This is a genomic window from Azospirillum sp. INR13 (genome assembly GCF_015390205.1).
Lineage (GTDB): Bacteria > Pseudomonadota > Alphaproteobacteria > Azospirillales > Azospirillaceae > Azospirillum.
Genome location: NZ_VUOI01000004.1, coordinates 117,159 through 143,562, shown reverse-complemented (window position 1 = coordinate 143,562; position 26,404 = coordinate 117,159). Strand labels below are relative to the sequence as shown.

Genomic DNA, 26,404 nt, shown 5'->3' with positions numbered 1-26,404 from the left:
TGCAGCTTAGCGTTGAGGAAAGCCCCGCAAGGGGAGAGGGGCTATTCGCCACCAAAGGCTGCTGCTCTTTCGCAGATGCGAGATGTGTGCATCCCGTAGCGCCCAGCGGGGGAGGGTCAGGGTGGGGGCAAGTGTATCAAGCCCCCTACACCCCAAACCCTTACTGCACGCCCCCGCGCGGCATCGGCTGGCGCGGCGTGGCGCGGCCGGTCTGCGGCACCGGGGTGTCGGGCGAGACCTCCTTGTAATAGGGGCCGCGGTCGGTCGGTCCTTCCATCGCCTCGGCCGGGGTGACGATCTGCTCGCCGGTGCCGGCGTCGAAGGCGATCAGCGCCTGCTGGCGGACTTTCAGGCAGGCCTCGCGCTTGGCCGCCATCTCGGCCGACTGCGACCCGTCGAGCGCCACCAGCGGCAGCACCCAGTTGGACCGCTGGTCGGCGGGGATCGAGGTGTAGACGTAGTTGGTCAGCGGCTGGCAATAGGCGACGCTGGTTTCCGCCGCCGCGTCGGTGATCGGTGCGGCGGCGATGGCGGCACCATAATCGCCCACCGTCTGCGCCTGGGCGCCGCCGGCAACCAGGGCACCGGCGATGCCGGCGCCGAGCGCCAGCGACATGGTCAGACCGGGAATGAAACGGGCCACGAGCTTGGCCATCTGCGCTCTCCTTCGACCATATTCGAACAAGGTAAGGACCGGACGCGAACCATACGTATAAAGCCGAACGCTCCGGCCGTTGGAAAGGATCATCGGGGGTGCGACGCAAAGCTGCAATGCCCCGCTTGCGGTGATGCTTGCCCTCCGCGACAAAACGCGCTACCTACGCTTCCGAAATCTCGGGGCGCTGGATCCCTAAGACGTTAGAATGACCAACGGTTCTAGTCTCCCGCTGAATGGGGGACGCTCAAACGTTTTAGGGAACGCTCCATGGCTCGCAAGAAGATTGCGCTCGTCGGTGCCGGCCAGATTGGCGGCACGCTGGCTCTGCTCGCTGCTCAGAAGGAACTGGGCGACGTCGTCCTGTTCGACATCGCCGAAGGCATGCCGGCCGGCAAGGCGCTGGATCTCGCCGAAACCTCCCCGGTCGAGGGCTTCAATGCCAGCCTGACCGGCGGCAACGACTACTCGGTCATCGAGGGTGCCGACGTCGTGATCGTCACCGCCGGCATCCCGCGCAAGCCGGGCATGAGCCGCGACGACCTGATCGGCATCAACAGCGGCGTCTGCAAGACCGTCGGCGAGGCCATCGGCAAGTACGCCCCGAACGCCTTCGTCATCGTCATCACCAACCCGCTCGACGTGATGGTGGTGGGTGCTGCAGCAGGCGTCCGGCCTGCCGCCGGAGCGCGTGGTCGGCATGGCCGGCGTGCTCGACTCGGCCCGCTTCCGCTACTTCCTGGCCGAAGAGTTCAACGTGTCGGTCGAGGACGTCACCGCCTTCGTGCTGGGCGGCCACGGCGACACCATGGTCCCGCTGGTGCGCTACTCCACCGTCGCCGGCATCCCGCTGCCCGATCTGGTCAAGATGGGCTGGACCACGCAGGAGAAGCTGGACGCCATCGTTCAGCGCACCCGTGACGGCGGCGCCGAGATCGTCAAGCTGCTGAAGACCGGTTCGGCCTTCTACGCCCCGGCCGCGTCCGCCATCCAGATGGCCGAGTCCTACCTCAAGGACCAGAAGCGCGTTCTCCCGGTCGCCGCCCACCTGAGCGGCCAGTACGGCCAGGACGACCTCTACGTCGGCGTCCCGACGATCATCGGCGCCGGCGGCGTCGAGAAGATCATCGAGATCGAGCTGAACGACGAAGAGAAGGCGATGTTCCAGAACTCCGTCGACGCGGTGAAGACGCTGGTCGACGTCGTCAAGAAGCTGGACGCCGAAAAGGCCGCTTCCTAAGGAACGGATCGCGCGGTCTCCGGCGTCCGCCCGGCCCATATCCGGGCCGGGTGGCCGCCGGTGGTGCGCCCCGTCTTGTCCTTCAGTCGACCCGTTCTCGTCAGCCGAACCAAAAAACAGATGGACGCCCGATGAACATCCATGAGTACCAGGCGAAAAGCCTGCTGAAGAAGTACGGCGTCGCGGTTCCCCGCGGCGGCGTTGCCTACACCCCGCAGGAGGCCGAGACGGTCGCCCGTGAACTCGGCGGTCCGGTCTGGGTCGTGAAGTCCCAGATCCACGCCGGTGGCCGCGGCGCCGGGCGCTTCAAGGACAACCCCGAGGGCAAGGGCGGCGTCCGCGTCGTCAAGTCGATCGAGGAAGTCGGCAAGAACGCCGCCGAGATGCTGAACCACGTCCTCGTGACGAAGCAGACCGGCGCGGAAGGCCGCGAGGTCAAGCGCCTCTACATCGAGGAAGGCGCCGACATCAAGCGCGAGCTGTATCTCGGCATGCTGATCGACCGCGCCACCGGCCGCGTGACGATCATGGCCTCGACCGAAGGCGGCATGGAGATCGAGGAGGTCGCCCACAACACGCCGGAGAAGATCGTCAAGGTCGCCGTCGACCCGGCCACCGGCATCCAGGGCTACCACACCCGCAAGGTCGCCTTCGCGCTGGGCCTGGAAGGCAAGCAGGTTCGGCGCCGCCGCCAAGTTCATCCAGGCCGCCTATCAGGCCTTCGTGGACCTGGATTGCGCCATCGTCGAGATCAACCCGCTGATCGTCACCGGGCTCGGGCGACATCCTGGCGCTCGACGCCAAGATGAACTTCGACGACAACGCGCTGTTCCGTCACAAGGACGTGGAAGAGCTGCGCGACGAGGCCGAGGAAGACCCGGCGGAGATCGAGGCGGCCAAGCACAGCCTCAACTACGTCAAGCTCGACGGCAACATCGGCTGCATGGTGAACGGCGCCGGCCTGGCGATGGCCACCATGGACATCATCAAGCTGTATGGCGGCGAGCCGGCCAACTTCCTCGACGTCGGCGGCGGCGCCACGAAGGAGCGCGTCACCGCGGCCTTCAAGCTGATCCTGTCCGACAGCAACGTCGAAGGCATCCTGGTCAACATCTTCGGCGGCATCATGCGCTGCGACGTGATCGCCGAGGGCGTGGTCGCCGCGGCGCGCGAAGTGCACCTGCACGTTCCGCTGGTGGTGCGCCTGGAAGGCACCAACGTCGATCTGGGCAAGAAGATCCTGGCCGAATCCGGCCTGCCGATCCTCTCGGCCGACAACCTCGCCGATGCCGCCGAAAAGGTGGTCAAGGCCGTGAAGGAGGCCGCGTAACATGGCTGTTCTCGTCGATAAGAACACGAAGGTGATCTGCCAGGGCTTCACCGGAGCCCAGGGCACCTTCCACTCCGAGCAGGCCATCGCCTACGGCACCAAGATGGTCGGCGGCGTCACGCCCGGTAAGGGCGGCGCCAAGCACCTCGACCTGCCGATCTTCGACACCGTGTCGGAAGCGGTGGAGAAGACCGGTGCCAACGCCAGCGTGATCTACGTGCCGCCGCCGTTTGCGGCCGACGCGATCCTGGAAGCGATCGACGCCGAGATCCCGCTGGTGGTCTGCATCACCGAAGGCATCCCGGTGCTGGACATGGTCCGCGTCAAGCGCGCGCTCGACGGCTCCAAGACCCGCCTGATCGGCCGAACTGCCCCGGCATCATCACGCCGGACGAGTGCAAGATCGGCATCATGCCGGGCCACATCCACAAGCGCGGCAAGATCGGCATCGTGTCCCGCTCCGGCACGCTGACTTATGAGGCCGTCGCGCAGACCACGGCGGCGGGCCTGGGGCAGACCACCTGCATCGGCATCGGCGGCGACCCGGTCAACGGCACCAACTTCGTCGACAGCCTGGAGCTGTTCGTGAAGGACCCGGAGACCGAGGGCATCATCATGATCGGCGAGATCGGCGGCGACGCCGAAGTCCGCGGCGCCGAGTTCATCAAGGCCTCGGGCACCAAGAAGCCGGTCGTCGGCTTCATCGCCGGCCGCACGGCTCCTCCGGGCCGCCGCATGGGCCATGCCGGCGCGGTGATCTCCGGCGGCAACGACACCGCCGACTTCAAGATCGACTTCATGAAGTCGGTCGGCATCGCCGTCGCCGACAGCCCCGCCAGCCTGGGCTCCACCATGCTGAAGGTGTTCAAGGGCTGATGGTCTGCGGGCGTCCCCTCACGGAGACGTCCGCGGCCTCGCGCCTTTGAGGAGAGGAAGACGGGTGGGACGCCGCGGTGTCCCGCCCGCCGCCCCTCACCCCTCCGGGCGGCCCTCTTGGACGGACGGTCCTGGGGACCCATATGCAAGCGTCGACGGAGCGTCTTTCGCGCCGCCGGCCTTCGTCGTCGGCGCTCACCCGTCGGCGTTTGCACATGGGGATCCAACCCCGTCCCCTTCATCCTACGAAATTCTCCCACAGGGACCCGGGTCCACGCCCGAGGTGAAACCATGTCGGCAAATCTGGAACAGACCTCGTTCCTCTTCGGCTCGAACGCCGGTTACGTCGCCGAACTCTATGCCAGCTATCTGTCCAACCCGGCCGCCGTCGATCCCAGCTGGAACAGCTTCTTCCAGGATCTGGACGAGGATTCGCGCGCCGTCCTGGACGAGCTGCGCGGCGCGTCCTGGACCGTGTCCGATCTGGAAGACCCCAAGGCCAAGCGCGATCCGGTCGCCGAGAGCTTCATCGTCGGCGCCCCCAACGGCGCGGCCAACGGTGCCGCCGCCGCGATGAACGGCCCGGCCAACGGCGCCATGCTGGCCCACGCCCAGCAGGTCTATGGCGGCATCAGCCCGCAGCAGCTGCGTGCCGCCACGCTGGACAGCATCCGCGCCCTGATGCTGATCCGCGTCTTCCGCGTCCGCGGCCACATGAACGCGCATTTCGACCCGCTGGGCCTGGAAAAGCGCGAGCCGCACCCGGAACTGGATCCGGCGACCTACGGCTTCGGCCCGGGCGACCTCGACCGTCCGATCTTCCTGAACTACTCGCTCGGCCTGGAAACGGCGACCCTGCGCCAGATCCTCGAAATCCTGCACAAGACCTATTGCGGGACGATCGGCGTCGAGTTCATGCACATCCAGGACCCGGAAGAGAAGGCCTGGATCCAGGAGCGCATCGAGGGCGGCCGCAACCACACCGACTTCACGGTGAACGGCAAGCGCGCCATCCTGGAGCGGCTGACCGCGGCCGAGGGCTTCGAGAAGTTCCTGCAGCTGAAATACACCGGCACCAAGCGCTTCGGCCTTGAGGGCGGCGAGTCGATGATCCCCGCGCTGGAGCAGATCCTGAAGCGCGGCGGCCAGCTCGGCCTGAAGGAGGTTGTCGTCGGCATGGCCCACCGCGGCCGTCTGAACGTGCTGACCAACTTCATGGGCAAGCCCTTCTCCGCCGTCTTCTCGGAGTTCCAGGGCAACCCGTCGAGCCCGCAGGACGTGCAGGGTTCGGGCGACGTGAAGTACCATCTCGGCACCTCGTCGGACCGCGACTTCAACGGCAACATCGTCCACCTGTCGCTGACCGCCAACCCGTCCCACCTGGAATGGGTCAACCCGGTCGTGCTGGGCAAGGTGCGCGCCAAGCAGCAGCAGCGCCGCGACCTGGAGCGCGAGCAGGTGATGGGCGTGCTGATCCACGGCGACGCCGCCTTCGCCGGCCAGGGCATCGTGGCCGAGACGCTGGGCCTGTCGGAGCTGCGCGGCTACCGCACCGGCGGCACCATGCACTTCATCATCAACAACCAGATCGGCTTCACCACCAACCCGACCTATTCGCGGTCGGGCGTGTACTGCTCCGACATGGCCAAGATGGTGCAGGCGCCGATCTTCCACGTGAACGGCGACGATCCCGAAGCCGTCGTCCATGTCAGCCGCATCGCCATCGAGTTCCGCCAGAAGTTCAAGCGGGACGTCGTGATCGACATGGTCTGCTACCGCCGCCACGGCCACAACGAGGGCGACGAGCCGGGCTTCACCCAGCCCATCATGTACAAGAACATCCGCGCCCACGCGACCACGCGCGAGCTGTATGCCAGGCAGCTGGTGAGCGAGAACGTCATCACCCAGGCCGAGGGCGACCAGATCACCCAGGACTTCATGAAGAAGCTGGAGGGTGAGTTCGAGGCGTCCAGCACCTACAAGCCGAACAAGGCCGACTGGCTGGAAGGCAAGTGGGCCGGCCTGCAGGCGCAGGGCGCCGACACCGCCCACCGCGGCGAGACCGGCGTGGACATCGACAGGCTGAAGCAGATCGGCTTCAAGCTCTGCGAGTATCCGAAGGACTTCGCGATCAACTCCAAGATCGCGCGCCAGCTGGAAGCCAAGAAGAAGACGCTCGAATCGGGCGAAGGCATCGACTGGGCAACCGCCGAGGCGCTGGCCTACGCCACGCTGGTGGCCGAAGGCACCGGCGTGCGCCTGTCGGGCCAGGATTCCGGCCGCGGCACCTTCTCGCACCGCCATGCGGTGATGTACGACCAGAACACCGAAGAGAAGTACATCCCGCTCTGCCACGTCAGCCCGGATCAGGCGACCTTCGAGGTCCATGACAGCCCGCTGTCGGAAGCCGCCGTCGTCGGCTACGAGTACGGCTATTCGCTGGCCGAGCCGCACAATCTGGTCCTGTGGGAAGCGCAGTTCGGCGACTTCGCCAACACCGCGCAGACCATCATCGACCAGTTCATCTCGTCGGGCGAGTCCAAGTGGCTGCGCATGTCCGGCCTGGTGATGCTGCTGCCGCACGGCTACGAGGGCCAGGGTCCGGAGCACTCGTCGGCCCGTCCGGAACGCTTCCTGCAGATGTGCGCCGAGGACAACTGGCAGATCTGCAACGTGACGACGCCGGCCAACCTGTTCCACGTCTTCCGCCGCCAGATCCGCCGCAGCTTCCGCAAGCCGCTGGTTCTGTTCACGCCGAAGTCGCTGCTGCGCCACAAGCTGTGCATCTCCGACCTGTCGGAGATGGGTCCGGGCAGCAGCTTCCACCGCGTGCTGGGCGAGACCGCGAACGATCTGGCCGCCAACGACAAGATCCGCCGCATCGTCGTCTGCTCCGGCAAGGTCTATTACGACCTGCTGCAGGAGCGCATGAGCCGCGGCATCAAGGACGTCGTCATCCTCCGCCTGGAACAGCTCTACCCGTTCCCGAAGGATGCGCTGGCGGCCGAGTTCGCCAAGTATCCGAACGCCGAGCTGGTCTGGTGCCAGGAAGAGCCGGAGAACCAGGGCGCCTGGTTCTTCGCCGACCGCCGCCTGGAAGCCGTGCTGAAGGACGTCGGCCACAAGGCCGCCCGACCGTCCTATGTCGGCCGCCCGGCCACCGCCTCGCCGGCGACCGGCCTGCTGAAGCGCCACAACCAGGAGCAGGCCAAGCTCCTGGACGAAGCCCTGACGGTCCGCTGACCATCACCCAAGCGAACAAGAAGACGAACGAGGAAAACAAATGGCTACCGACATCAAGGTCCCCACGCTGGGTGAGTCCGTCTCCGAGGCGACGGTCGCCCGCTGGCTGAAGAAGGCCGGCGAGGCCGTCGCCATGGACGAGGCGCTGGTCGAGCTGGAGACCGACAAGGTCACGCTTGAGGTGAACGCGTCGGCCGCCGGCGTGCTGGCGGAAATCGTCGCCGCGGAAGGTGCGAACGTCGAGGTCGGCGCCCTGCTGGGCGTCATCAACGAGGGCGCCGGCGCCGGCGCCGCCCCGGCGGCTGCCGCTCCCGCCGCCGCCCCGGCCGCTGCTCCGGCCGCCGCCCCGACCCCGGCCCCGGCCGCCGCCGCCGCCACTGCTCCGGGGGGCAACCTGGCCGCTTCCGGCCCGGCCGCCCGCAAGCTGGCGGACGAGAAGGGCATCGACGGCTCGTCCATCGCCGGTTCGGGCAAGGATGGCCGCGTGACCAAGGGTGACGTGCTGGCCGCCCCCGCCCCGGCCGCCAAGCCGGCCGCTCCGGCCGCGGCCCCGGCGCCGAAGATGGTGTGGGCCGCCGGCACCCAGGGCGACCGTCCGCGGGCCGCGCAGGAAGAGCGCGTCCGCATGACCCGCCTGCGCCAGCGCATCGCCGAGCGTCTGAAGGAGGCCCAGAACTCCGCCGCCATGCTGACCACCTTCAACGAGGTGGACATGTCGGCGGCGATCGCGCTGCGCGCCGAGTACAAGGATTATTTCGAGAAGCGCCACAAGGTGCGGCTCGGCTTCATGTCCTTCTTCGTCAAGGCCGCCGTCCAGGCCCTGAAGGAGATCCCGGCCGTCAATGCCGAGATCGACGGCACCGACATCGTCTACAAGAACTACTATGACATCGGCGTCGCCGTCGGCACGCCGCAGGGTCTGGTGGTTCCGGTCGTCCGCGACGCCGACAAGCTGGACTTCGCCGGCGTCGAGGGCACCATCGCCGCTCTCGGCAAGAAGGGCCGCGACGGCAAGCTGTCGATGGACGAACTGACCGGGGGCACCTTCACCATCTCCAACGGTGGCGTCTACGGCTCGCTGATGTCGACTCCGATCATCAACCGCCGCAGTCCGCCATCCTCGGCATGCACAAGACGATGGACCGCGCGGTCGTCATCGGCGGCAAGATCGAGGTCCGCCCGATGATGTATCTGGCGCTGTCCTACGACCACCGCATCATCGACGGCAAGGAAGCGGTCACCTTCCTCGTCCGCATCAAGGAGCTGATCGAGGATCCGCGCCGCCTGCTGCTGGACGTCTGATCTGAAAGAGGCAAGGGAGGGCTTCGGTCCTCCCTTGACCCACCCGCCAAGGGCGACGGCCCTTGGACCCCTGAAGGGGCGCCGCGAGGCGCCCTTTTCTTTTTGGGCGATACAACCGGATTGGAAGATCTTTCACCGATAACAATCGTTCCGGTCTGTTGACAGTCCTTGCGTGCCAGTATTGTCTCAAAAACCCAATTACCACTTAAGAGCGCCGCCATGCCGGTCAATATCCTCGATCTGGCCGTTGCCTCGAACACGGTCTATAACTTCCAGAAGGGCCGGGGCAACGACGCGGCTGCCTTCAACAAGGCGGAAGGGGCGCGGCGCTCCCCGCCCGGATTCCAGGTGATCTTCACCCATGAGGACACCGATGTCGGATTCTTCGGCGCCGTCTATCAGGAAAAGCACTCCGACCAGTACATCATCGCCTATCGCGGCACGGCGGTCGGCAGCAGCACCTCCGGCCAGATGGCCGGCGGCAAGAACCTGAAGACCGACATCGCCCTCTACACCATCGAAAGCCTGCCGGCCGGCATCCGCGCCGCCAAGCTTCTGCTGGAACAGGCGAAGGTCCTCATCAAGAAGGCGAACCCCATCCTTTGCGGCCATTCGCTGGGCGGCGCCATCGCCACCATCGTCGCGGTGGAGGAAGGGTTGCCCTGCTGCGCCTTCAATGCGCCGACCGTGTCGAAGATGGTGCGCGGCGGCATCATCCACGGCCCCTATGTCCGCGTGCATCAGGAAAACCTGCCGGCCGTCGAGAAGCAGATCGTCAACTTCAACCTGCAATGGGATCCGATCAGCAAGTCGTCCAAGGCGGTCGGCAAGGTGATCAAGCTGCCGGCGACTCTGGCCGGCGGCGGCCATTCGCAGGACAAGGTGGTCGCCAACATCAAGACCAGCAAATACGCCTCGATGCCCTTCTTCGATCTGGTCGGCTGATCCGCCGTCTCTCCTGTGGTTGCGCGTCCGTGACCGTGGTTCCACGCAGAGCATTCCGGCCCCGTCGGGCACGGGAGATGCTCTGCGCCACGAAGTCCCGGCCCCGCCGGTCGATGGCCGTCCCCTCCCGCTTTCCGGTTTAGCGGCACCGGTCGGCCAGCCCGGCCTTTCCCATCCCATTTCCATCAGCGGAACGGCGCCCACCCGGTAGGCGCCGTCGCCGCGATTCCATGCCTTTGACCCTGTGTGCAAGAGCGGCTGCGTCGCGGCCATGCGCCGTCGATTCCGGGCCCGACGCTCCCCTCCCGGAACGGCTATCTGTTCGTCACAATGACAGTTCGCACCGCACTCAAATCCTCTTGCATGGTCGGTGGCATCTGGTATACCGTATCGATAATGTCAGTGCGGCGCGGCTTTCCGGCCATGACGCACCGGCTCCCCCGGCGCCCAATCCAAGAGGGGGCGAGCGCCAAGGAGATCGACATGGAACAGACGGCAGCAGCGGGTTCTCCCGCGGTTGTTGATTGCGAGCAGCTGGTGTCGGTGATCGGGGATGCGGTCATCGTGTCCGATCCGGCCGGCGCCATCACCCTGTGGAATGCGGCGGCGGAGCGGATGTTCGGCTTCACGCCTGACGAAGCGATGGGAAAGTCGCTCGACATCATCATTCCGGAACGCCAGCGGCAGCGCCACTGGGACGGCTACGGGAAGACCATGGCCACGGGCGAAACCCGTTACGGGCACGATCTTCTGCGGGTCCCGGCGGTCCACAAGGACGGGCACAGCCTGTCGATCGCCTTCACCGTCGCGCTGTTGCGCGGGACCGACGGTGCGGTGACCGGCATCGTCGCCGTGGTGCGGGACGAAACCGACCGCTGGACCGAAGAGCGGAAGCTGCGCCGCCGCCTTGCCGAACTCGAGGCGGTCGCGACCGCGGCCGGCTGATCCGGTCCATCGATCCAGCCCCCCAACCAGACCCGCCGGATTCGGCCATTGGATTTCGGCCATTGGATTTCGGCGGACATCGAACACCGGCCGGCCACCGGCCTTGGCGCCCCAATTCTTCGGGCGTCGGCCGGCCGGACAGCAGAGCAAGCAGAAACACGTCCACGGGACAAACGTAAACAACGCGAATAAAGGGAGTGTTGCAGTCATGACCAAGCCGCTCGAAGGCATCAAGATCATCGACTTCACCCATGTGCAGGCCGGCCCCGCCTGCACGCAGCTTCTGGCCTGGTACGGCGCGGACGTGATCAAGGTCGAACGTCCGGGCGCCGGCGACGTCACCCGCAGCCAGCTGCGCGACATCCCCGATGCCGATGCGCTCTATTTCACCATGCTGAACAGCAACAAGCGCTCCCTCACCCTGGACACCAAGACCGCCGAGGGCAAGGAAGTCCTGGAGCGTCTGATCAAGGAATCCGACGTCCTGGTGGAGAATTTCGGCCCCGGCGCGCTCGACCGCATGGGCTTCAGCTGGGACCGCATCAAGGAACTGAATCCCGGCATGATCGTCGCCTCGGTCAAGGGCTTCAGCGATGGCCACCATTACCAGGACCTGAAGGTCTATGAGAACGTCGCCCAGTGCGCCGGCGGTGCGGCCTCCACCACCGGTTTCTGGGACGGCCCGCCGACCGTGTCCGCCGCCGCTCTCGGCGACAGCAACACCGGCATGCACCTCGCCATCGGCATCCTGACCGCCCTGATGGCCCGCACCAAGACCGGCAAGGGCCAGAAGGTCGCCGTGTCGATGCAGGACAGCGTGCTGAACCTCTGCCGCGTCAAGCTGCGCGACCAGCAGCGCCTGGACCGCGTCGGCTATCTGGAGGAATACCCGCAGTACCCGCACGGCAAGTTCTCCGACGTGGTTCCGCGCGGCGGCAATGCCGGCGGCGGCGGCCAGCCGGGCTGGGTGCTGAAGTGCAAGGGCTGGGAGACCGATCCCAACGCCTACATCTACTTCACCATCCAGGGCCATGCCTGGGCGCCGATCTGCAAGGCGCTGGGCCGCGAGGAGTGGATCGACGATCCGGCCTACAACACGGCGCTGGCCCGTCAGGACAAGATCTTCGACATCTTCGCGATCATCGAGGATTGGCTGAAGGACAAGACCAAGTTTCGAGGCGGTCGACATCCTGCGCAAGTACGACATCCCGTGCGCGCCGGTGCTGTCGATGAAGGAGATCGCCAACGACCCGTCGCTGCGCGCCAGCGGCACGGTGGTGGAGGTCGACCACAAGCAGCGCGGCAAGTACCTGACGGTCGGCAGCCCGATCAAGTTCTCCGACATGACGGTGGAGGTCACCGGCTCCCCGCTGCTCGGCGAGCACACCGACGAGGTGCTGGCCCAACTCGGCTACAGCAAGGACCAGATCGCCGCCATGCACCAGGCCAAGGTGGTCTGAGGCGGACTGCCGCCGCTCTTCCATGACGGCACTTCCTCCCTCCCCCGCGATCGGACCGGCCTTTGGCCGGCCGAGGGCGGGGGAGGGTCGGGGTGGGGGCGAGACAACCACTCTCCCCACAAATAAAAACGGCGCCCCATCCGGGCGCCGTTTTCTTTTTCACAACTCCTGCCCCTGACGCCACGCCTTCCCGGCGCGGTCCAGATCATCCAGGATCTCGCCGGCGCGGTTGGTCAGGGTACGGGCCAGCCGGGCGTAATGGCCGTTGCCGGTCGCACGGGCACGGTTGGCCGCTTCCGCGCCCAGCTGCGCCAGTTCATGCGCCATCTTGCGGTAGTCGGGCTTCCGGTAGTCCGAAATCCCACCCCCTGCCACGGCACGAGCCTTCGGAGTATCCTTCGAAGCCACAACCGCCTCACCCGGTGATTACATCGCGAAGGTGCGATCCTGGCACGGGAGGGCGCAGGCTCCAACTGACGCTTACGGCAGGGCAGGCACAGCTTTTGGGTGTGGCCCGTCCGACCGAAGCGGATAGGACGCCGCCGGTCCGCCGATCAGTCGTCGATCAGTCGTCGATCAGCAGGTCCAGCGTGGAGCGCACCACCTGCACGATCTCGCCGCCATGGGGCGCGGCGCCCAGGCCGCGGGCATTCATGATGATCGACAGCTCATGCTCGGTCGTCGGGGCGAAGCGGGCGATCTCCTGCACCAGATCGTCCGACAGCACGGCGTCGCGCGTCACCCCGGCCTGGGCCGCGGCCTTGTCGCGCCAGCCGTTCAGCGCAGCGGCGATGGCAGCTTCGATCTGCTGCGATTCCTCCTTGCGGCGGAGGTCGGTGAACAGCACCAGCACGCGCCACCCGCCATCGGCGTAGGCGGTGTCGATGCGCTGGACCTCCACCGTCCGCAGAAAGGAGGAGAGATGCGTCTGCGCCTCCTCGGCGGTGGCGTCGGGAATGGTGAAGGTGCGGATTTCGGTGCTCATCGCCAATCCTGCTGTGAGGGCCAATCCTGCTGTGAGGCCGTCCTGTCGGGCCGGAATCCTACACAGGATCGGTGCATTCGGCAAACGGCGACCCTGCCGCAGGGGTGTTCCGGCCCCTTGGGGATACCCCCAATTTCCGCAGGACGATTTCCCTCCTCCGCGCGTTGTGGGAGAAGCCGGCCGCTCACCCGGCGCGCCAAGCGCCCGATGCGACCGCCCGCCGCCTGATCGCCCTGCCCCGAACACCCGTGTCATCACCGCCGTGGAGCCCACCGATGGCCGATCCGGAACCGCAAGCCCCCCAATCCACCGCCGAACACCCCGCTACGGAACCGCGACGCGGCCGCAGCCGCTGGCGGACGCTGGGTGCCGGGCTGCTGCTGGCGCCGCTGGCGTTGGGGGGATTGGCGGTGCTGGCGGTACTGTGGACCGGCACCCTGCTCTACGACCAGCCCTTCGCCTGGTACAATCTGAACCGCATCGATGCGCAGGCCGACCGGGCGGCGCGGAATCCCGACTCGGTGTCGGTGGTGGCGCTGGGCGATACCGCGCTGCGCGACGCCACCCTGGACGAGCGCGGCATGGCGGAGCTTGCCGCCAAGCGCGGCGTGCCGAACCTGGAATTCCTGCGCATCGTCCACCGGCAGGCCCAGTTCGCCGATTTCGAGCCGCTGCTCGACCGGCTGATCGCCGTGAAGCCGACGCTGATCCTGATCGACCGCAGCCTGCTGACCGCCAGCCGCGGCCCGATCGACGAGTTGGAGCGCTATGGCCAGGGCCTGATGCGCCTTTACCGCGGTCAGACCCATGTGCAGGATCAGGTGGCGCTACAGTACCGGCGCGGCTGCGGACCCACCCCGGCGGCATGGCTGACCGGCGGCACGCCCGACGCCGTTACCGGCAGCTCCGCCACGGCACGGCAGGTGCGCGCCTTCATCGACCGCGCCTGGGCCGCGGGCATCCGCGTCGCCCTGATCGAGGTGCACAGCCGCCCCGCCCCGCGCTCCACCGGCCTGATCCCCACCGCATCGGCCGCCGAGCCCGCAGCCGAGCCCGCCGCCGCTCCCTTGCCGCTGTGGAACCATGCCGCCGGGCAGGACGACGAGATGGAGGCCACCCCCGCCTGCGCCAACCGCGAGGCCGGCGCCACCGGACGCAACGCCTTCTCGGCCTGGCTGACCGGCGGCATCGCCGGGGCGGTCGCCGGCGCCCAGCCCGACCGCATGCCCGGCCGGGTGATCCCTGCCTCGGACTTGGAGAGGACTGTGTCCCACCGGAAGGCCGTAAGCGAGTCCGCGTCCCTGCCCTGATCGAACGTTCTCCTCGGAAAATTCAATGCATGGAACACAAATAAGTTGAGCGGCGTCGTATCGAATGCAGCTTTTCGGTCGCTCCATCATCAAAATGACATCCCCTCCGCCTAACATTCCGCAGCGCAGCAAGTGCAGGTGAAAACCGCAACTCCGCTGCGGACCAGGAGCAAAGGGGAAAGCACCGATGGATTTCACCGTCAGCGATGTCCACGATCTTACCGAGATCCGTCTGAGCGGCCGCATGACCTTCACCGACCACAATGCCTTCCGGTCGGTGATCGCGGCGATGGACCGGCCGGCCGGACACCGGGTGGTCTTCGACCTGTCGGATCTCGAGTTCGTCGACTCCACGGGATTGGGCGTCTTCTTCATCGCGCACGACACGGCCCGCCGCAAGGATCTGCGGCTGGCGATGCAAGGTGCGCGCGATCAGGTCCACCGCGTCTTCCGCGCGGCCAACCTGCACGGGATCTTCCCGGTTTCGGCCTGACCGGCACGGCGGGGCGGATCCGATGGCTTCGGGACAGCTCTACGCGCTGGATCTCGGCCAGCCGCTGGGCGATCGGAAGGTGCTGATCGCCGACGACAGCCTGTATGACCAGCGCATCCTGAGCCGGTTCCTGCATTGGGCCGGCATCACGCGGATCGCCTGCGTCTCCAGCGGGCCGGAGTTGCTGTCCTGCATCGGCGCCTTCGACCCCGACCTGCTGGTGATGGACGCCGACCTTGCCTGTGCCGACGACCTCCTCGCCCTGTGCCGGGAGTTGCGGAGCAATCCGCGCTGGCACGACCTGCCCATCCTGGTGCAGGGCGCCCAGATGACCGACCAGATGCGGACCCTGTGCTTTCAGGCCGGCGCGACCGACCTGCTGGGCAAGCCGGTCAATCCCGGCGAATGCATCGCCCGCGTCCGCTATCATCTGGAACGCCGGTCGATGGTGCAGGAACTGCGCGCCTTCGCGAGCGGGTCGGCCAGGATCTGGGCCAGGCGCGGGCGATGCAGCTTTCGCTGGCACCGGAGCCGCTGTGGCTGGAAGCGCTGGCGGACCGCCATCGCTTGGCCATCGCGCCGGTGTTCGAAACCTCCGACGAGGTCGGCGGCGATTTCTGGACCGCGTTCGAGATCGATGCCGAACGGATCGGCGTCTTCATCGCCGACCTGTCGGGGCACGGCATCGCCGCGGCGATCAACGCCTTCCGGCTCCACACCCTGCTGACCCGCCAGACGGCGGAGGAGCTGGCGGAACCGGCACGGCTTCTGACCAACCTGAACCAGCGCCTGTCCGCCATCCTGGCGCCCGGCCAGTTCGCCACCGCCTTCTACGGCGTGATCGACCGCGGCAGCGACCGCCTGCACTATGCGGGCGCCGGCTCGCCGCCGCCGCTGCTGGCGAGGGCCGGCGGGCTGAGCGTGCTCGATTCGTCCGGCCTGCCCCTCGGGATCCTGGAGGAGGCCGACTACGTCACCCGCTCCGCTCCCTTCCATGACGGCGATGCGCTGTTCCTCTATTCCGACGCCATGACGGAGGCGCAAGACGCCGACGACGCCATGCTGGGCGACGACGGGCTCGCCGAACTGGTGGCGCTGGCACTGGCGGAAGCGCCGGCTTGGCCGCTACTTTGGGTGATGACCCGCTTCACCGAGCGGTTCGGCACCCGGCTGTGCGACGATTTGACCGCCCTGTGGATCGCCCGGCAGGATACGCCGGACCGCCTCTTTCCGCCTTCCGGTTAAACCACTTTTTGTTTATGGTTTTGCGGTCGGGCGAGTCGCAACAGGAGACGGATGCATGGCTTCCATCATGATCAAGAAGGCCGGCGAAGGGCTGGTCTCGCAGGCCCACCGCAACGCCGACGTCGGCCCGACCAGCGGCAGCTCGGTCGTCTATGAAATCCAGAATGTGCCGGGCGACGTCAGCGTCGACGACGTGATCGCCGCCTTCAAGACCTACAAGCCGGCCGACAAGGTGTACGAGATCGACTGGTCCGCCCTGTCAAAGTGATCAGGGAAGGGGGCAGCCAACGCCCCCTTCCTTACTTGTTCATCACGCCTGCAAAGCCGGATAGCGCTTGGCCCACACCTCCAGCTGGGCGACATGCTCGGCCTCTTCGGCGGCGAACTCCTCGGCCATCATGCGGACTTCCGAATCGGTGGTGGTCTTCGCCACCTCGGCGTAGAAGGCCTGCCCGCGCTTTTCGCTCTCCAGCGCCAGTTCCAGCGCGTATTCCACCGTCATCAGATAGTGCGAGCCTTCCATGGAGGCCGCTTCCGGGCTGTCGCCGTCCGGCCACTGGAAGTCTTCCGGCTTCAGGTCCGGGATTTGGCGGAAGCCCGACCGTTCCCGCGCCTCGGCCAGATGCATGCGCGAGAATTTCGCCATCTGGCCGAAGAAGGCCGCGACCTCCTGGTTGCCATAGGTCTTCATCGTCTCCGACAGGTCGGCGAAGCGGTTGGCGGCGTCCTCCTCCAGCGCGCAGGCGTGGGCGAGGAACAGGGCGGCATCGTGGATATCGGTCATGGATCCCTTTGACGAGCGAATAAACCCGACGACTCCAAAACCATACAGTTTTTGCGGTCATCGGTCGCGCACCCTCGCCCCCTCCCCCGCCCCTGCGACCTTTTGGCGCGCGCCGCCCCGTCCGCCTCGCGAAATCCATTGCCTTTCGCCCCGGTTCGCGGCAGCAGACTCCCCCTCATGAGCAAGCCCGCCTTCCCAACCCTGCCCATCGATCCCGTCCTGCCCGTTCTGCTGGAGGCGCTGGACCGCCGCGGCACCGCCGTGCTGCAGGCGCCGCCCGGCGCCGGCAAGACCACGCGGGTGCCGCTGGCCCTGCTGGAGGCGGCGTGGCTGAAGGGCCGCAAGATCCTGGTGCTGGAGCCGCGGCGCCTCGCCGCCCGCGCCGCCGCCCGCCGGATGGCGTCGATGCTGGGGGAGGCGGTGGGCGAGACCGTCGGCTACCGCGTCCGCCTGGACACAAAAGTCGGCCCGAAGACCCGGATCGAGGTGGTGACCGACGGCCTGTTCCTGCGCCAACTGCAGGAGGACCCGGAGCTTCCCGCCGTCGGCGCCGTCCTGTTCGACGAGTTCCACGAGCGCGGCATCGACAGCGACCTCGCCCTTGCCCTGGTGCAGGAGGCGCGCGGCGCGCTGCGCGACGACCTGCGCCTCGTCGTGATGTCGGCGACGCTGGACGCCGCCCCGGTTGCCACCCTGCTGACCGACTCCCACGGCCCCGCCGCCATGGTGACCAGCGAGGGCCGCGCCTACCCCGTCGAGACCCGCCACCTCGACGCCCCATCACAGGGCACCCGCATCGAGGACGCGGTGGCCGCCGCCGTCCGCCGCGCCCTGCGCGAGGAGCCCGGCAACGCCCTGGTCTTCCTGCCCGGCGTCGGCGAGATCCGCCGCGTGCAGTCCCTGCTCGACCAATCCGACCTCGGCCCGAACACCATCATCGCCCCGCTCTATGGCGACCTGTCGGCTGAGGCGCAGGACCGCGCCATCTCCCCCACCCCGCCCGGCCAGCGCAAGATCGTGCTGGCGACCTCCATCGCCGAGACCAGCCTGACCATCGAGGGCATCCGCATCGTGGTGGACAGCGGGCTGATGCGGGTTCCGCGTTTCGACCCGCGCGGCGGCATGACCCGTCTGGCGACGGTGAAGGTCAGCCAAGCCTCCGCCGAGCAGCGCCGCGGCCGCGCCGGCCGTCTGGAGCCCGGCGTCTGTTACCGCCTGTGGCCGGAGGCGACGCACAAGGCGCTGGCCCCCTTCACCACGCCGGAGATCGCCGACGCCGACCTCGCCCCGCTGGCGCTGGAGCTTGCGGTGTGGGGAGTCTCCGACCCCGCCAGCCTGTCCTGGCTCGACCAGCCGCCGGCTGCGGCGATGGCCCAGGCGCGCGAGCTGCTGACCGGCCTCGGCGCGCTCGACCGGGCGGGTGCGATCACCCCGCACGGCCGCCGCATGGCCGGCTTCGGCGTGCATCCGCGTCTGGCCCACATGATGCTGGCCGGCAAGGCGATGGGCCAGGGCGCGCTCGCCTGTCTGGTCGCGGCCCTGCTCGGCGAGCGCGACATCGTCCGCTCCCAGCCCGGCTTCCGCGACGCCGACCTGCGCCTGCGCGTCGACCTGCTGCGCGGCGAGGAGCGCGGCGGCCATGGTGCGGCGCGCGGCCTCAGCGTCGACCGCGGCGGCGCCCAGCAGGCGGTGAAGCAGGCGCGGCAGTGGCGCCGCCAGCTCGGCGTGCGCGACGACGACGCGATGGACTCGAACGCCGTCGGTATTCTGGTGGCGCTCGCCTATCCCGACCGCATCGGCCAGCGCCGATCCGGTGGTCAGGGCGGCGGCCAGCCCGGCGGCGTTGCCGCGCAGTATCGCCTGTCGGGCGGTCGCGGCGCCTATTTCCAGGAGGCCGAGCCTCTGTCGGCCGAGGATTGGCTCGCCATCGCCGACCTCGACGGCGCCGCCCGCGACTCGCGCATCTTCCTGGCCGCCCCGGTCACGCTGGCCGATCTGGAGGAGAGCTTCGCCGACGACATCCGCAGCGAGACCATCGTCGCCTGGGACGCCCGCGAGCAGATGGTGCTGGCGCGCCGCCGCCGCATGCTGTTCGCTCTGATCCTGAAGGACGAGAAGCTGGCCAAGCCGCCGGCCGACGCGATGACCGCCGCGATGATCGAGGGCATCCGCGCCCTCGGCCCCGCCTGCCTGCCCTGGACCGACGAGCTGCGCAAATGGCGCACCCGCGTGATGTTCCTGCGCGCGCGGGAGGGCGACGTCTGGCCCGACCTGTCCGACGCGGCCCTGATGGACGGGCTGGAGGAGTGGCTGGCCCCCTTCCTCGACGGCGTGTCGCGCCGCGCCCATCTGGAGCGCATCGACCTGTCGAGCGCCCTGCGCGCCCTGCTGCCCTGGGAGTTGCGGACCCGCCTGGACGCCGAGGCCCCGACCCATGTCGAGGTGCCGAGCGGCTCCCGCATCCCCATCGACTATGACGGCGAGGAGCCGGTTCTGGCGGTGCGCCTGCAGGAGATGTTCGGCTTGGCCCAGACCCCGCGCATCGCCGGCGGCCGGGTTCCGCTTCTGCTGCACCTGCTGTCCCCCGCCCGCCGCCCGGTCCAGGTCACCCGCGACCTCGCGAGCTTCTGGGCCAACGCCTACAAGGCGGTGAAGGCGGATTTGAAGGGCCAGTACCCGAAACACTACTGGCCCGACAACCCGCTGGAAGCCGAGCCGACCGCCAGGGCGAAGCCGAGGGGGCGGTAACGGCCCGCCCCCACCCCTCTCCCCTCCGCAAACTTTCCCTCTCCCCCCTGGGGAGAGGGTCAGGGTGAGGGGGCCGCAAAGGCGCCAGCCTTTGCCAGGGGATTGCGAAGGGGCAGCATGCCCCTTGGCGGCGCGCCAAAGCGCGCCCGTCCACCCTCTCTCCCATCGACCATTGCCCCTATATCTTTCCGCGATATACAATGACCCCATATTGAAGGGTATATTGGTGGGTGATATATGGTTGATGAAGCGATTGAGCGCCTCCTCGGATATCACCGGCGGCGCTACTGGCTGGAGAATGGTTGGAGCCTGCGGTTTCGCGTCTGGCGAACGCCGGTCACTGCGGAGAAGCCCCACGGGATTGCGTTATTCGCTGACCCTGCACGATGTGGACGGCACTCGCCTGATGGGCTTCGACAACGCGCACGGAGTCGGCTGGGAAACCCGCTTCGACCATGAGCACCGTTATGGCCGTGTGGCCGATCCGGTTCCCTACGCCTTCACCGGAGCGGACGCGCTGCTGACCGATTTCTTCGCGGCGACGGAGCGCGCCTGCCGAACGGCGGGTGGTCGCGCTGACCATCACGATGGAGGACACCGAGGATGACGACGAAGGAGGGACCGGCGATGCGGACCTTGCATGATTTGCGCGACGAGATGCTGGCGGTCGCCCAGGGCACCCGCCCGGTTCCCCCAGTGCACTCGGTGACGGATGGCGAGTCGGTGTCCGGCCTTCTCGGCGTGTTGACCCCCGGCCAATCGGGCGTTGATGCAATTGATCGCCACCGAACGCCCGGAAACGGTCTCCCGTCTCGCCCAACTCGCCAACCGCGCCCAGCCCAACGTCTCCCGCGCTCTGCAAGACTTGGCGAAGCACGGTCTGGTGCGACTGGTCCGCGACGGCATGAGCATCCGGCCGGAACTGGTCGCGGCGGAGATCGACGTCGATCTGGTGCGCGGGACTTGCCGGGTGGTACCGATGGCCGTGGCCGCGGAGTAAGGAGCGGCCCTGTCTATAGGGAGGTCGCTCACGTCTGGTTAAGGGCTCCGAACTCAGGTTAATTTTTTGCGAGCGGATAGTAAACGTTCACGGCTGCGATCAAGCTGGATCAACAACCCCGAGGAATGCTGGTTCGGATTCGGAGTGACACGGCTCGCTTATTTGGTGTGATCCGTTAACCTGAGCTCGGAGTTCTGCCCTGCGGTTGCTTTGTATGGACCAACTCACGGCCTCTGCATATATTCACTGATGGAGCTGCCCCATGGCTGAGCTTGCGACCGCATTCGAATCGACCAATGACGATGCGCTGACACGTGCCATTGCCGAAGCGCGGGCACAGGTTGCCGCCGGTCAGACGATTCCTATGCGCGATGTTGCCGACTGGCTCAACAGCTGGGGCACGGTGGATGAGCATCCTGCGCCGACGTTAAAGTAATCCTTGTTCCGGTTGCCATTGCCGATCTGATCGCGATCCGCAGCCTTCTACGGCTTGCACTTCTTCAGAGGCTCCGCCCCCGCGTCGATGGCGAGGGCGATATCCTTCATGCTCCACACCGGCTCATGGAGTCGGCCACCATGGGGGAGCACCTTCAGGCTCTTAGCATCATGCTACATGCTCACTTCACGACGCGTAGATGAGCTCCGCTTCTCTGCTCCGCCGCTTGCCTTGCAAAGCCGTCTATAGGCACTTTGGCAAGTCCATACAGCAATCCAATCAGTTCAGCCTCTGGAATTGACATCTCGTTAGCTGCGAACCGGAGACTAATTCCTCTTTCCCTCATAACCCTCAGGACAGTATCAAACACGTCAGATTGCTCTTTTGGAGAGCCATCCGGCTCCTTGCTTTTGTACCCTCTACGCCCAAGCTCAATATTCAATGATTTGAAATGCCACTCCGACATCAGCCCTAGATGATGAAGTCGATATGCAAGCGCTAGCGCAGACACATTCCATAGTCTTTTCTTCTCAATAAGGGTGCGTATCGACCAATAATCTACGTTAATTGCCCGAACACTCGATTCTGGCATTAGAAATTCAGATGCAAATGCATTTGCCTCATTTTCGGCTGCCCGCCCAGTTGGGGCAGCGTGCTTGTGCAGAACTAAATGCCCAAGCTCATGCGCCATATCAAATCTACATCTCTCGTTCGATGTATCTGTATTCAGCATTACAAACGGCACGCCGTCTGACCAAAATGAGCAAGCATCCACTTCCCGGCAATTTTCTACAAGAGAGAAGACTCGAACTCCTTTTGCCTCAAGTAGATGCACCATGCTTTTAATTGGTCTATTTCCCAGACCCCATTCACGCCGCAACAAAGTTGCAGCAATAATTGGATCTTCATCGCGCAGGTCTGGAACCGCTGGCGTGGGAACGCCAAACCGCTCTGCAATCCAGGTTGCCACATCCTTCGCAATATCGCACATGGCGAGCACTGCATCGCGCTGACCGGCAGTCTTCTTTGTTAACGACCGGAAGCTCACTGCCTCTGTCATTGTTTTGGCGGTATCATCCAAGTCAAAAAAGGAAACCGGGAAGCCAAGTACGTCTGATAACTTCCTTAAATGACGCTCGTCAGGCGGATACTCATCAGCCTCCCATCCGGTGATCGTGCGTGGCGTCACCGACATCATTTCTGCTAGATGCTTCTTCGTCATAGCTCGCCTTTGACGAGCCACGCGCAACCTATCACCATTCATGTCTAGATCTTCGGAGTTACAACCGACGAATATCCGGTCCTTCATCAAAGTTAGGCTCACCTTTAACTTCGGCATCAGGCAATGACACCGGAATCAGGATTCTTTCGGCCCATCGGTTTACATGGTCGGTTTCGTCCATAGAACTCGGGAGAGATAACTCGGCGCGGATCTCTTCGTCAGTGATGTAGATAAGAAACACCCACGTCTTGTGCTTGACCGTTTGGTCAAATTTTTGAACAGCAATGGGTAAGCTGCCTGGAAACAGATCGTATTGCCTCGTGTTCCGGGCAATAGCCTCCTCCATCAGCACACCCTTAGGGTTTTTGCTGCGCGGTTGCCGTACGCCCTCTAAGCCGGTGAACTCATCTCCGCTGCTAACCGTAACATTAATCTTCTTCTCGTCGGAAATTGCCAAAGGGAGGTTCCGCGGGTTGTCAATGCGCCACCCAAGTTCCATCAGCGCCTTGCGCAACACCCGAACAGGGTATCGCCATGCGTCTGTACCGGGAGCGGTAACAGGGTCGAACGGAAGTTCGGCGTTCATGCGCTCAACAAACCCCTGCTGTGCCGCTTCGATCAGCAGTTCAATTGGAACTGACATTTCGCGGAGCTTTTGCCGGGCGGCTGCGCCCTTGTAAACGGTACAAGATGGTAAGCCAGACGCAGGTTCCATAATGCACTCACTTCATTTTTCTTACCTACAAGTAGGTTATAAAAATGAAGTGAGGCCGTCAACCGCTATCTCCCTCAACGCCTAGCCACCGCTTTCCTCGGCAATCTCGAATCCCGGCCTTCGCCATTACCCCAAGAGCAGATAACAAGCCGCCACGCCTTTCCCACGCCCCCTTACCACCAACCACCATTCATGATAGGACTATAAGCCTCAACCACCCGAGGAGTGTCCTGCATGCATCGCCGATGGTGCCACGCCCCCGTGCGCCCATCCTCCCGCGCACCCGCCCCGCCGGATGGAACAGTGAACAGCCCCCGGAAAACCGTTCCAACCTGTTCCAAACGTTCCATCCGACCGCCGCAGGCCTTGTCGGGCGCCCCGGATGGAACAGTGAACAGTCCCCCGAAACCTGTTCCACGCTGTTCCACCCGCCCACCTCCGCCCCCAAAACGAAACGGCCCCCTTCCTTGCGGGAAGAGGGCCGAAGTTGTTTCAGCTACCTAAACCGGCTCAGTCGCGCTTGACCGTGTCGCTGTGCAGTGCGGCCTGGGCGGCGGCGAGGCGGGCGATCGGCACGCGGTAGGGCGAGCAGGAGACATAGGTCAGCCCGACCTTCTCGCAGAAGGAGATCGAGGCCGGGTCGCCGCCATGCTCGCCGCAGATGCCCAGCTTGATGTCCGGACGGACCTTGCGGCCACGCTCGGTGGCGATCTCCACCAGTTCGCCGACGCCGGTGACGTCCAGCGACTGGAACGGGTCCTGCTCCAGGATGCCCTGGCGCTGGTACTCCGGCAGGAAGCTGCCGGCGTCGTCGCGCGACAGGCCCAGCGTGGTCTGGGTCAGGTCGTTGGTGCCGTAGCTGAAGAACTCGGCCGACTCGGCGATCTCGCCGGCCTTCAGAGCCGCGCGCGGGATCTCGATCATCGTGCCGGTCAGATACTCCACCGTCACGCCGGTCTCGGCCTTCACCTGCTCGGCGGCGCGGTCGATCACCGCCTTGAGGATGTCGAACTCCTTCTTCGTGATGATCAGCGGGATCATCACTTCGGGAATGACGGCTTCGCCGGTGGTCTTTGCGACCTCGGCGGCGGCGGCGAAGATGGCGCGGGCCTGCATCTCGTAAATCTCGGGGTACGAGATGCCCAGACGGCAGCCGCGATGGCCCAGCATCGGGTTCGCTTCATGCAACTGGATGGTGCGGTGGCGCACCCGCAGCGGATCGGTGCCGGTGGCCGCCGCGACCTCCGCCATGTCCTCTTCGGTGTTCGGCAGGAACTCGTGCAGCGGCGGGTCGAGCAGGCGGATCGTCACCGGCAGGCCGGCCATGATCGTGAACAGCTCGACGAAGTCCTTCTTCTGGAAGGGCTCCAGCTTGGCGAGCGCCTTGCGGCGGCCTTCCTCGCTTTCCGCCAGGATCATCTCGCGGACGGCCAGGATGCGCTCCGGGTCGAAGAACATGTGCTCGGTGCGCGACAGGCCGATGCCCTCGGCGCCGAACTTCCGCGCGGTGCGGGCGTCCAGCGGGGTTTCGGCGTTGGCGCGGACCTTCATCCGGCGGATGCCGTCGGCCCAGCCCATCAGGGTGGCGAAGTCGCCCGACAGTTCCGGCTGGATCGTCGGCACCTCGCCCAGCATCACCTCGCCGGTGGAGCCGTCGATGGTCAGGATGTCACCTTCCTTCACGGCGACACCGCGGACCGACATCTGCTTGGTCTTGTAGTCGATGCGCAGGTCGCCGGCGCCCGACACGCAGGCACGGCCCATGCCGCGGGCCACCACCGCCGCGTGGCTGGTCATGCCGCCGCGGCTGGTCAGGATGCCGCGGGCGGCGTGCATGCCGTGGATGTCCTCGGGCGAGGTCTCGATGCGGCAGAGGATCACCGACTCGCCCTTGCCGGCCATCTGCTCGGCCTCGTCGGCGGTGAACACCACCTTGCCGGATGCGGCGCCGGGGGAGGCCGGCAGGCCCTTGGCGATCACCTTGCGGTCGGCCTTGGGGTCCAGCGTCGGGTGCAGCAGCTGGTCGAGCGAGGCCGGATCGATGCGGCGGACCGCCTCGTTCTGGTCGATGACGCCTTCGTTCGCCAGATCGACGGCGATCTTCAGTGCCGCCGGGGCGGTGCGCTTGCCGTTGCGGGTCTGCAGCATGAACAGCTTGTTCTGCTGGACCGTGAACTCGATGTCCTGCATGTCGCGGTAGTGCTTTTCCAGCTTGAGGCGGACCTCGTTCAGCTGGTTGAACACCTCCGGCATCACCTCCTCCATGGCGGGGAGGTCGGACTTGTTGGCGATCTTGCCGGCGACGGTCAGGTGCTGCGGCGTGCGGATGCCGGCGACGACGTCCTCACCCTGGGCGTTGACCAGATACTCGCCGTAGAAGGCGTTCTCGCCGGTCGACGGGTTGCGGGTGAAGGCCACGCCGGTGGCGCAGTCGTTGCCCATGTTGCCGAAGACCATGCACTGCACGTTGACCGCGGTGCCCCAGTCGGCCGGGATGTCGTGCAGCTTGCGGTAGGTGATGGCGCGGGCGTTCATCCAGGAGCCGAAGACGGCGCCGATGGCACCCCACAGCTGCTCCTGCACATCCTGCGGGAAAGGCTTGCCCAGCTCGCGCTCGACCGCCTTCTTGTAGTCCTCGATCACCGCCTGCCAATCCTCGGCCGACAGGTCGGTGTCGAGGTTGTAGGACTTGTCGCGCTTGTGGTTGTCGAGGATGTCCTCGAAATGGTGATGCTCAACGTCGAGCACGACGTTGGAATACATCTGGATGAAGCGGCGGTAGCTGTCGTAGGCGAAGCGGCCGTCGCCCGACCGCTTGGCGAGGCCGGCGGCGGTCGCGTCGTTCAGGCCCAGGTTCAGGACGGTGTCCATCATGCCGGGCATCGACGCGCGGGCGCCGGAGCGGACCGACACCAGCAGCGGGTTGGCCGGGTCGCCGAACTTGGCGTCCATCGCCTGTTCCAGCCGCTCGACCGCGGCCTTGACCTGCGTCGTCAGCTCCGGCGGATAGGAGCGGCCGTTGGCGTAGAAATAGGTGCACAGCTCGGTGGTGATCGTGAAGCCCGGCGGAACGGGCAGGCCAAGATTGGCCATCTCGGCCAGATTGGCGCCCTTGCCGCCCAGCAGGTTCTTCATATCGGCCCGTCCTTCGGTGGCACCGGCCCCGAAGCTGTAGACCCACTTGGATTCACCCTGGCTCGCCATCGCGGAATTCCTCTCGCCCCATGGTCGTCCGGCGTGCGGGTGCTCCCCTTATGCTCCACAGGCGGTCCGCCGGGCGGGTCTGATCCGCTCAGCGGGACACCGTGGTCAGTTTGCTTGACCGCACATGCCGCTGAGTGGACCTTCTATCGCCCCAAACGTTGGGACACAAGACAGTCGCGTGGTCTAGAACGTGATGACCTGCGCTTCGCCGGCAAAGGAGCGTTGCGACTATATCGTATTGGCCGGATCCCCATTACTCCGGCGGA

The 26,404-nt window shown here is 66.0% G+C and carries 19 protein-coding genes and 5 pseudogenes; 17 read left to right on the top strand and 7 right to left on the bottom strand.

The annotated features are described in order from the left end of the window. Positions 1–160: 160 nt before the first annotated feature. A complete protein-coding gene (locus tag F1643_RS05200; RefSeq protein WP_194911486.1) occupies positions 161–655 on the bottom strand; it encodes a hypothetical protein in 495 nt (164 codons plus the stop codon). 270 nt (positions 656–925) lie between these two features. On the opposite strand from F1643_RS05200, the pseudogene mdh reads away from it, so the two are divergent. From mdh to frc, 8 genes and pseudogenes are all read left to right on the top strand, one after another. Next, positions 926–1,895: pseudogene (gene mdh / locus F1643_RS05195) on the top strand (malate dehydrogenase). Positions 1,896–2,026: 131 nt separating this feature from the next. Beyond that, positions 2,027–3,225: pseudogene (gene sucC, locus F1643_RS05190) on the top strand (ADP-forming succinate--CoA ligase subunit beta). 1 nt (position 3,226) lies between these two features. After that, positions 3,227–4,101, top strand: a pseudogene (sucD, locus tag F1643_RS05185) (succinate--CoA ligase subunit alpha). A 291-nt stretch (positions 4,102–4,392) separates the two neighbouring features. After that, entirely contained in the window at positions 4,393–7,344 is a 2,952-nt protein-coding gene (locus F1643_RS05180) for a 2-oxoglutarate dehydrogenase E1 component (protein WP_194911484.1), read from the top strand. 40 nt (positions 7,345–7,384) lie between these two features. Further along, positions 7,385–8,646: pseudogene (gene odhB, locus F1643_RS05175) on the top strand (2-oxoglutarate dehydrogenase complex dihydrolipoyllysine-residue succinyltransferase). A 219-nt stretch (positions 8,647–8,865) separates the two neighbouring features. Next, a complete protein-coding gene (locus tag F1643_RS05170) occupies positions 8,866–9,591 on the top strand; it encodes a hypothetical protein (protein ID WP_194911474.1) in 726 nt (241 codons plus the stop codon). 483 nt (positions 9,592–10,074) lie between these two features. Continuing rightward, positions 10,075–10,536, top strand: coding sequence for a PAS domain S-box protein (locus F1643_RS05165; RefSeq protein WP_194911471.1), 462 nt, complete (start codon positions 10,075–10,077; stop codon positions 10,534–10,536). Positions 10,537–10,744: 208 nt separating this feature from the next. Beyond that, positions 10,745–11,996: pseudogene (gene frc / locus F1643_RS05160) on the top strand (formyl-CoA transferase). 159 nt (positions 11,997–12,155) lie between these two features. Here the strand turns inward: frc and F1643_RS05155 are convergent. After that, the gene (locus F1643_RS05155; protein WP_194911469.1) at positions 12,156–12,371 is read right to left on the bottom strand and encodes a hypothetical protein; all 216 of its coding nucleotides are present in this window, start codon (positions 12,369–12,371) and stop codon (positions 12,156–12,158) included. A gap of 190 nt (positions 12,372–12,561) precedes the next feature. Next, positions 12,562–12,981, bottom strand: a complete 420-nt coding sequence (locus F1643_RS05150) for an HRDC domain-containing protein (protein WP_194911466.1) — start codon at positions 12,979–12,981, stop codon at positions 12,562–12,564. A gap of 275 nt (positions 12,982–13,256) precedes the next feature. Between F1643_RS05150 and F1643_RS05145 the strand changes: the two genes are divergently transcribed. The 5 genes from F1643_RS05145 to F1643_RS05130 all read left to right on the top strand — a co-directional run bounded on the left by F1643_RS05145 (position 13,257) and on the right by F1643_RS05130 (position 16,297). Then, a complete protein-coding gene (locus F1643_RS05145; protein ID WP_194911456.1) occupies positions 13,257–14,291 on the top strand; it encodes a hypothetical protein in 1,035 nt (344 codons plus the stop codon). A 187-nt stretch (positions 14,292–14,478) separates the two neighbouring features. After that, positions 14,479–14,784: an STAS domain-containing protein gene (locus F1643_RS05140; protein WP_194911454.1), complete on the top strand. Its 306-nt coding sequence runs from the start codon at positions 14,479–14,481 to the stop codon at positions 14,782–14,784. A gap of 22 nt (positions 14,785–14,806) precedes the next feature. Beyond that, positions 14,807–15,511: a PleD family two-component system response regulator gene (locus F1643_RS05135; RefSeq protein WP_194911452.1), complete on the top strand. Its 705-nt coding sequence runs from the start codon at positions 14,807–14,809 to the stop codon at positions 15,509–15,511. Beyond that, complete coding sequence (locus F1643_RS22335; protein ID WP_370540487.1) at positions 15,418–16,029, top strand: PP2C family protein-serine/threonine phosphatase; 612 nt, start codon at positions 15,418–15,420, stop codon at positions 16,027–16,029. Before F1643_RS05135 ends, F1643_RS22335 begins: the two co-directional genes overlap by 94 nt. A gap of 55 nt (positions 16,030–16,084) precedes the next feature. After that, positions 16,085–16,297: a hypothetical protein gene (locus F1643_RS05130; protein ID WP_194911450.1), complete on the top strand. Its 213-nt coding sequence runs from the start codon at positions 16,085–16,087 to the stop codon at positions 16,295–16,297. A 42-nt stretch (positions 16,298–16,339) separates the two neighbouring features. On the opposite strand, the gene F1643_RS05125 is transcribed toward F1643_RS05130, so the two are convergent. After that, positions 16,340–16,813, bottom strand: coding sequence for a ferritin family protein (locus F1643_RS05125; protein WP_194911447.1), 474 nt, complete (start codon positions 16,811–16,813; stop codon positions 16,340–16,342). A 177-nt stretch (positions 16,814–16,990) separates the two neighbouring features. Between F1643_RS05125 and hrpB the strand changes: the two genes are divergently transcribed. The 4 genes from hrpB (at position 16,991) to F1643_RS05105 (ending at position 20,997) form a co-directional block, all read left to right on the top strand. Then, positions 16,991–19,561: an ATP-dependent helicase HrpB gene (gene hrpB / locus F1643_RS05120; protein WP_194911440.1), complete on the top strand. Its 2,571-nt coding sequence runs from the start codon at positions 16,991–16,993 to the stop codon at positions 19,559–19,561. Between the two features lie 244 nt (positions 19,562–19,805). Continuing rightward, positions 19,806–20,168 (top strand): DUF6516 family protein, encoded by a 363-nt coding sequence (locus tag F1643_RS05115; RefSeq protein WP_370540476.1) that lies wholly within the window; start codon positions 19,806–19,808, stop codon positions 20,166–20,168. A 162-nt stretch (positions 20,169–20,330) separates the two neighbouring features. Beyond that, positions 20,331–20,561, top strand: coding sequence for a helix-turn-helix domain-containing protein (locus F1643_RS22330; protein ID WP_255542431.1), 231 nt, complete (start codon positions 20,331–20,333; stop codon positions 20,559–20,561). A 262-nt stretch (positions 20,562–20,823) separates the two neighbouring features. Then, a complete protein-coding gene (locus tag F1643_RS05105; protein WP_194911429.1) occupies positions 20,824–20,997 on the top strand; it encodes an antitoxin in 174 nt (57 codons plus the stop codon). A gap of 181 nt (positions 20,998–21,178) precedes the next feature. On the opposite strand, the gene F1643_RS05100 is transcribed toward F1643_RS05105, so the two are convergent. The 3 genes from F1643_RS05100 to ppdK all read right to left on the bottom strand — a co-directional run bounded on the left by F1643_RS05100 (position 21,179) and on the right by ppdK (position 26,138). Next, positions 21,179–22,261, bottom strand: a complete 1,083-nt coding sequence (locus F1643_RS05100) for an XRE family transcriptional regulator (RefSeq protein ID WP_255542446.1) — start codon at positions 22,259–22,261, stop codon at positions 21,179–21,181. Between the two features lie 16 nt (positions 22,262–22,277). Next, the gene (locus tag F1643_RS05095; protein ID WP_194911418.1) at positions 22,278–22,934 is read right to left on the bottom strand and encodes a hypothetical protein; all 657 of its coding nucleotides are present in this window, start codon (positions 22,932–22,934) and stop codon (positions 22,278–22,280) included. A 510-nt stretch (positions 22,935–23,444) separates the two neighbouring features. Then, complete coding sequence (gene ppdK / locus F1643_RS05090) at positions 23,445–26,138, bottom strand: pyruvate, phosphate dikinase (RefSeq protein WP_194911416.1); 2,694 nt, start codon at positions 26,136–26,138, stop codon at positions 23,445–23,447. Between the last annotated feature and the right edge of the window lie 266 nt (positions 26,139–26,404).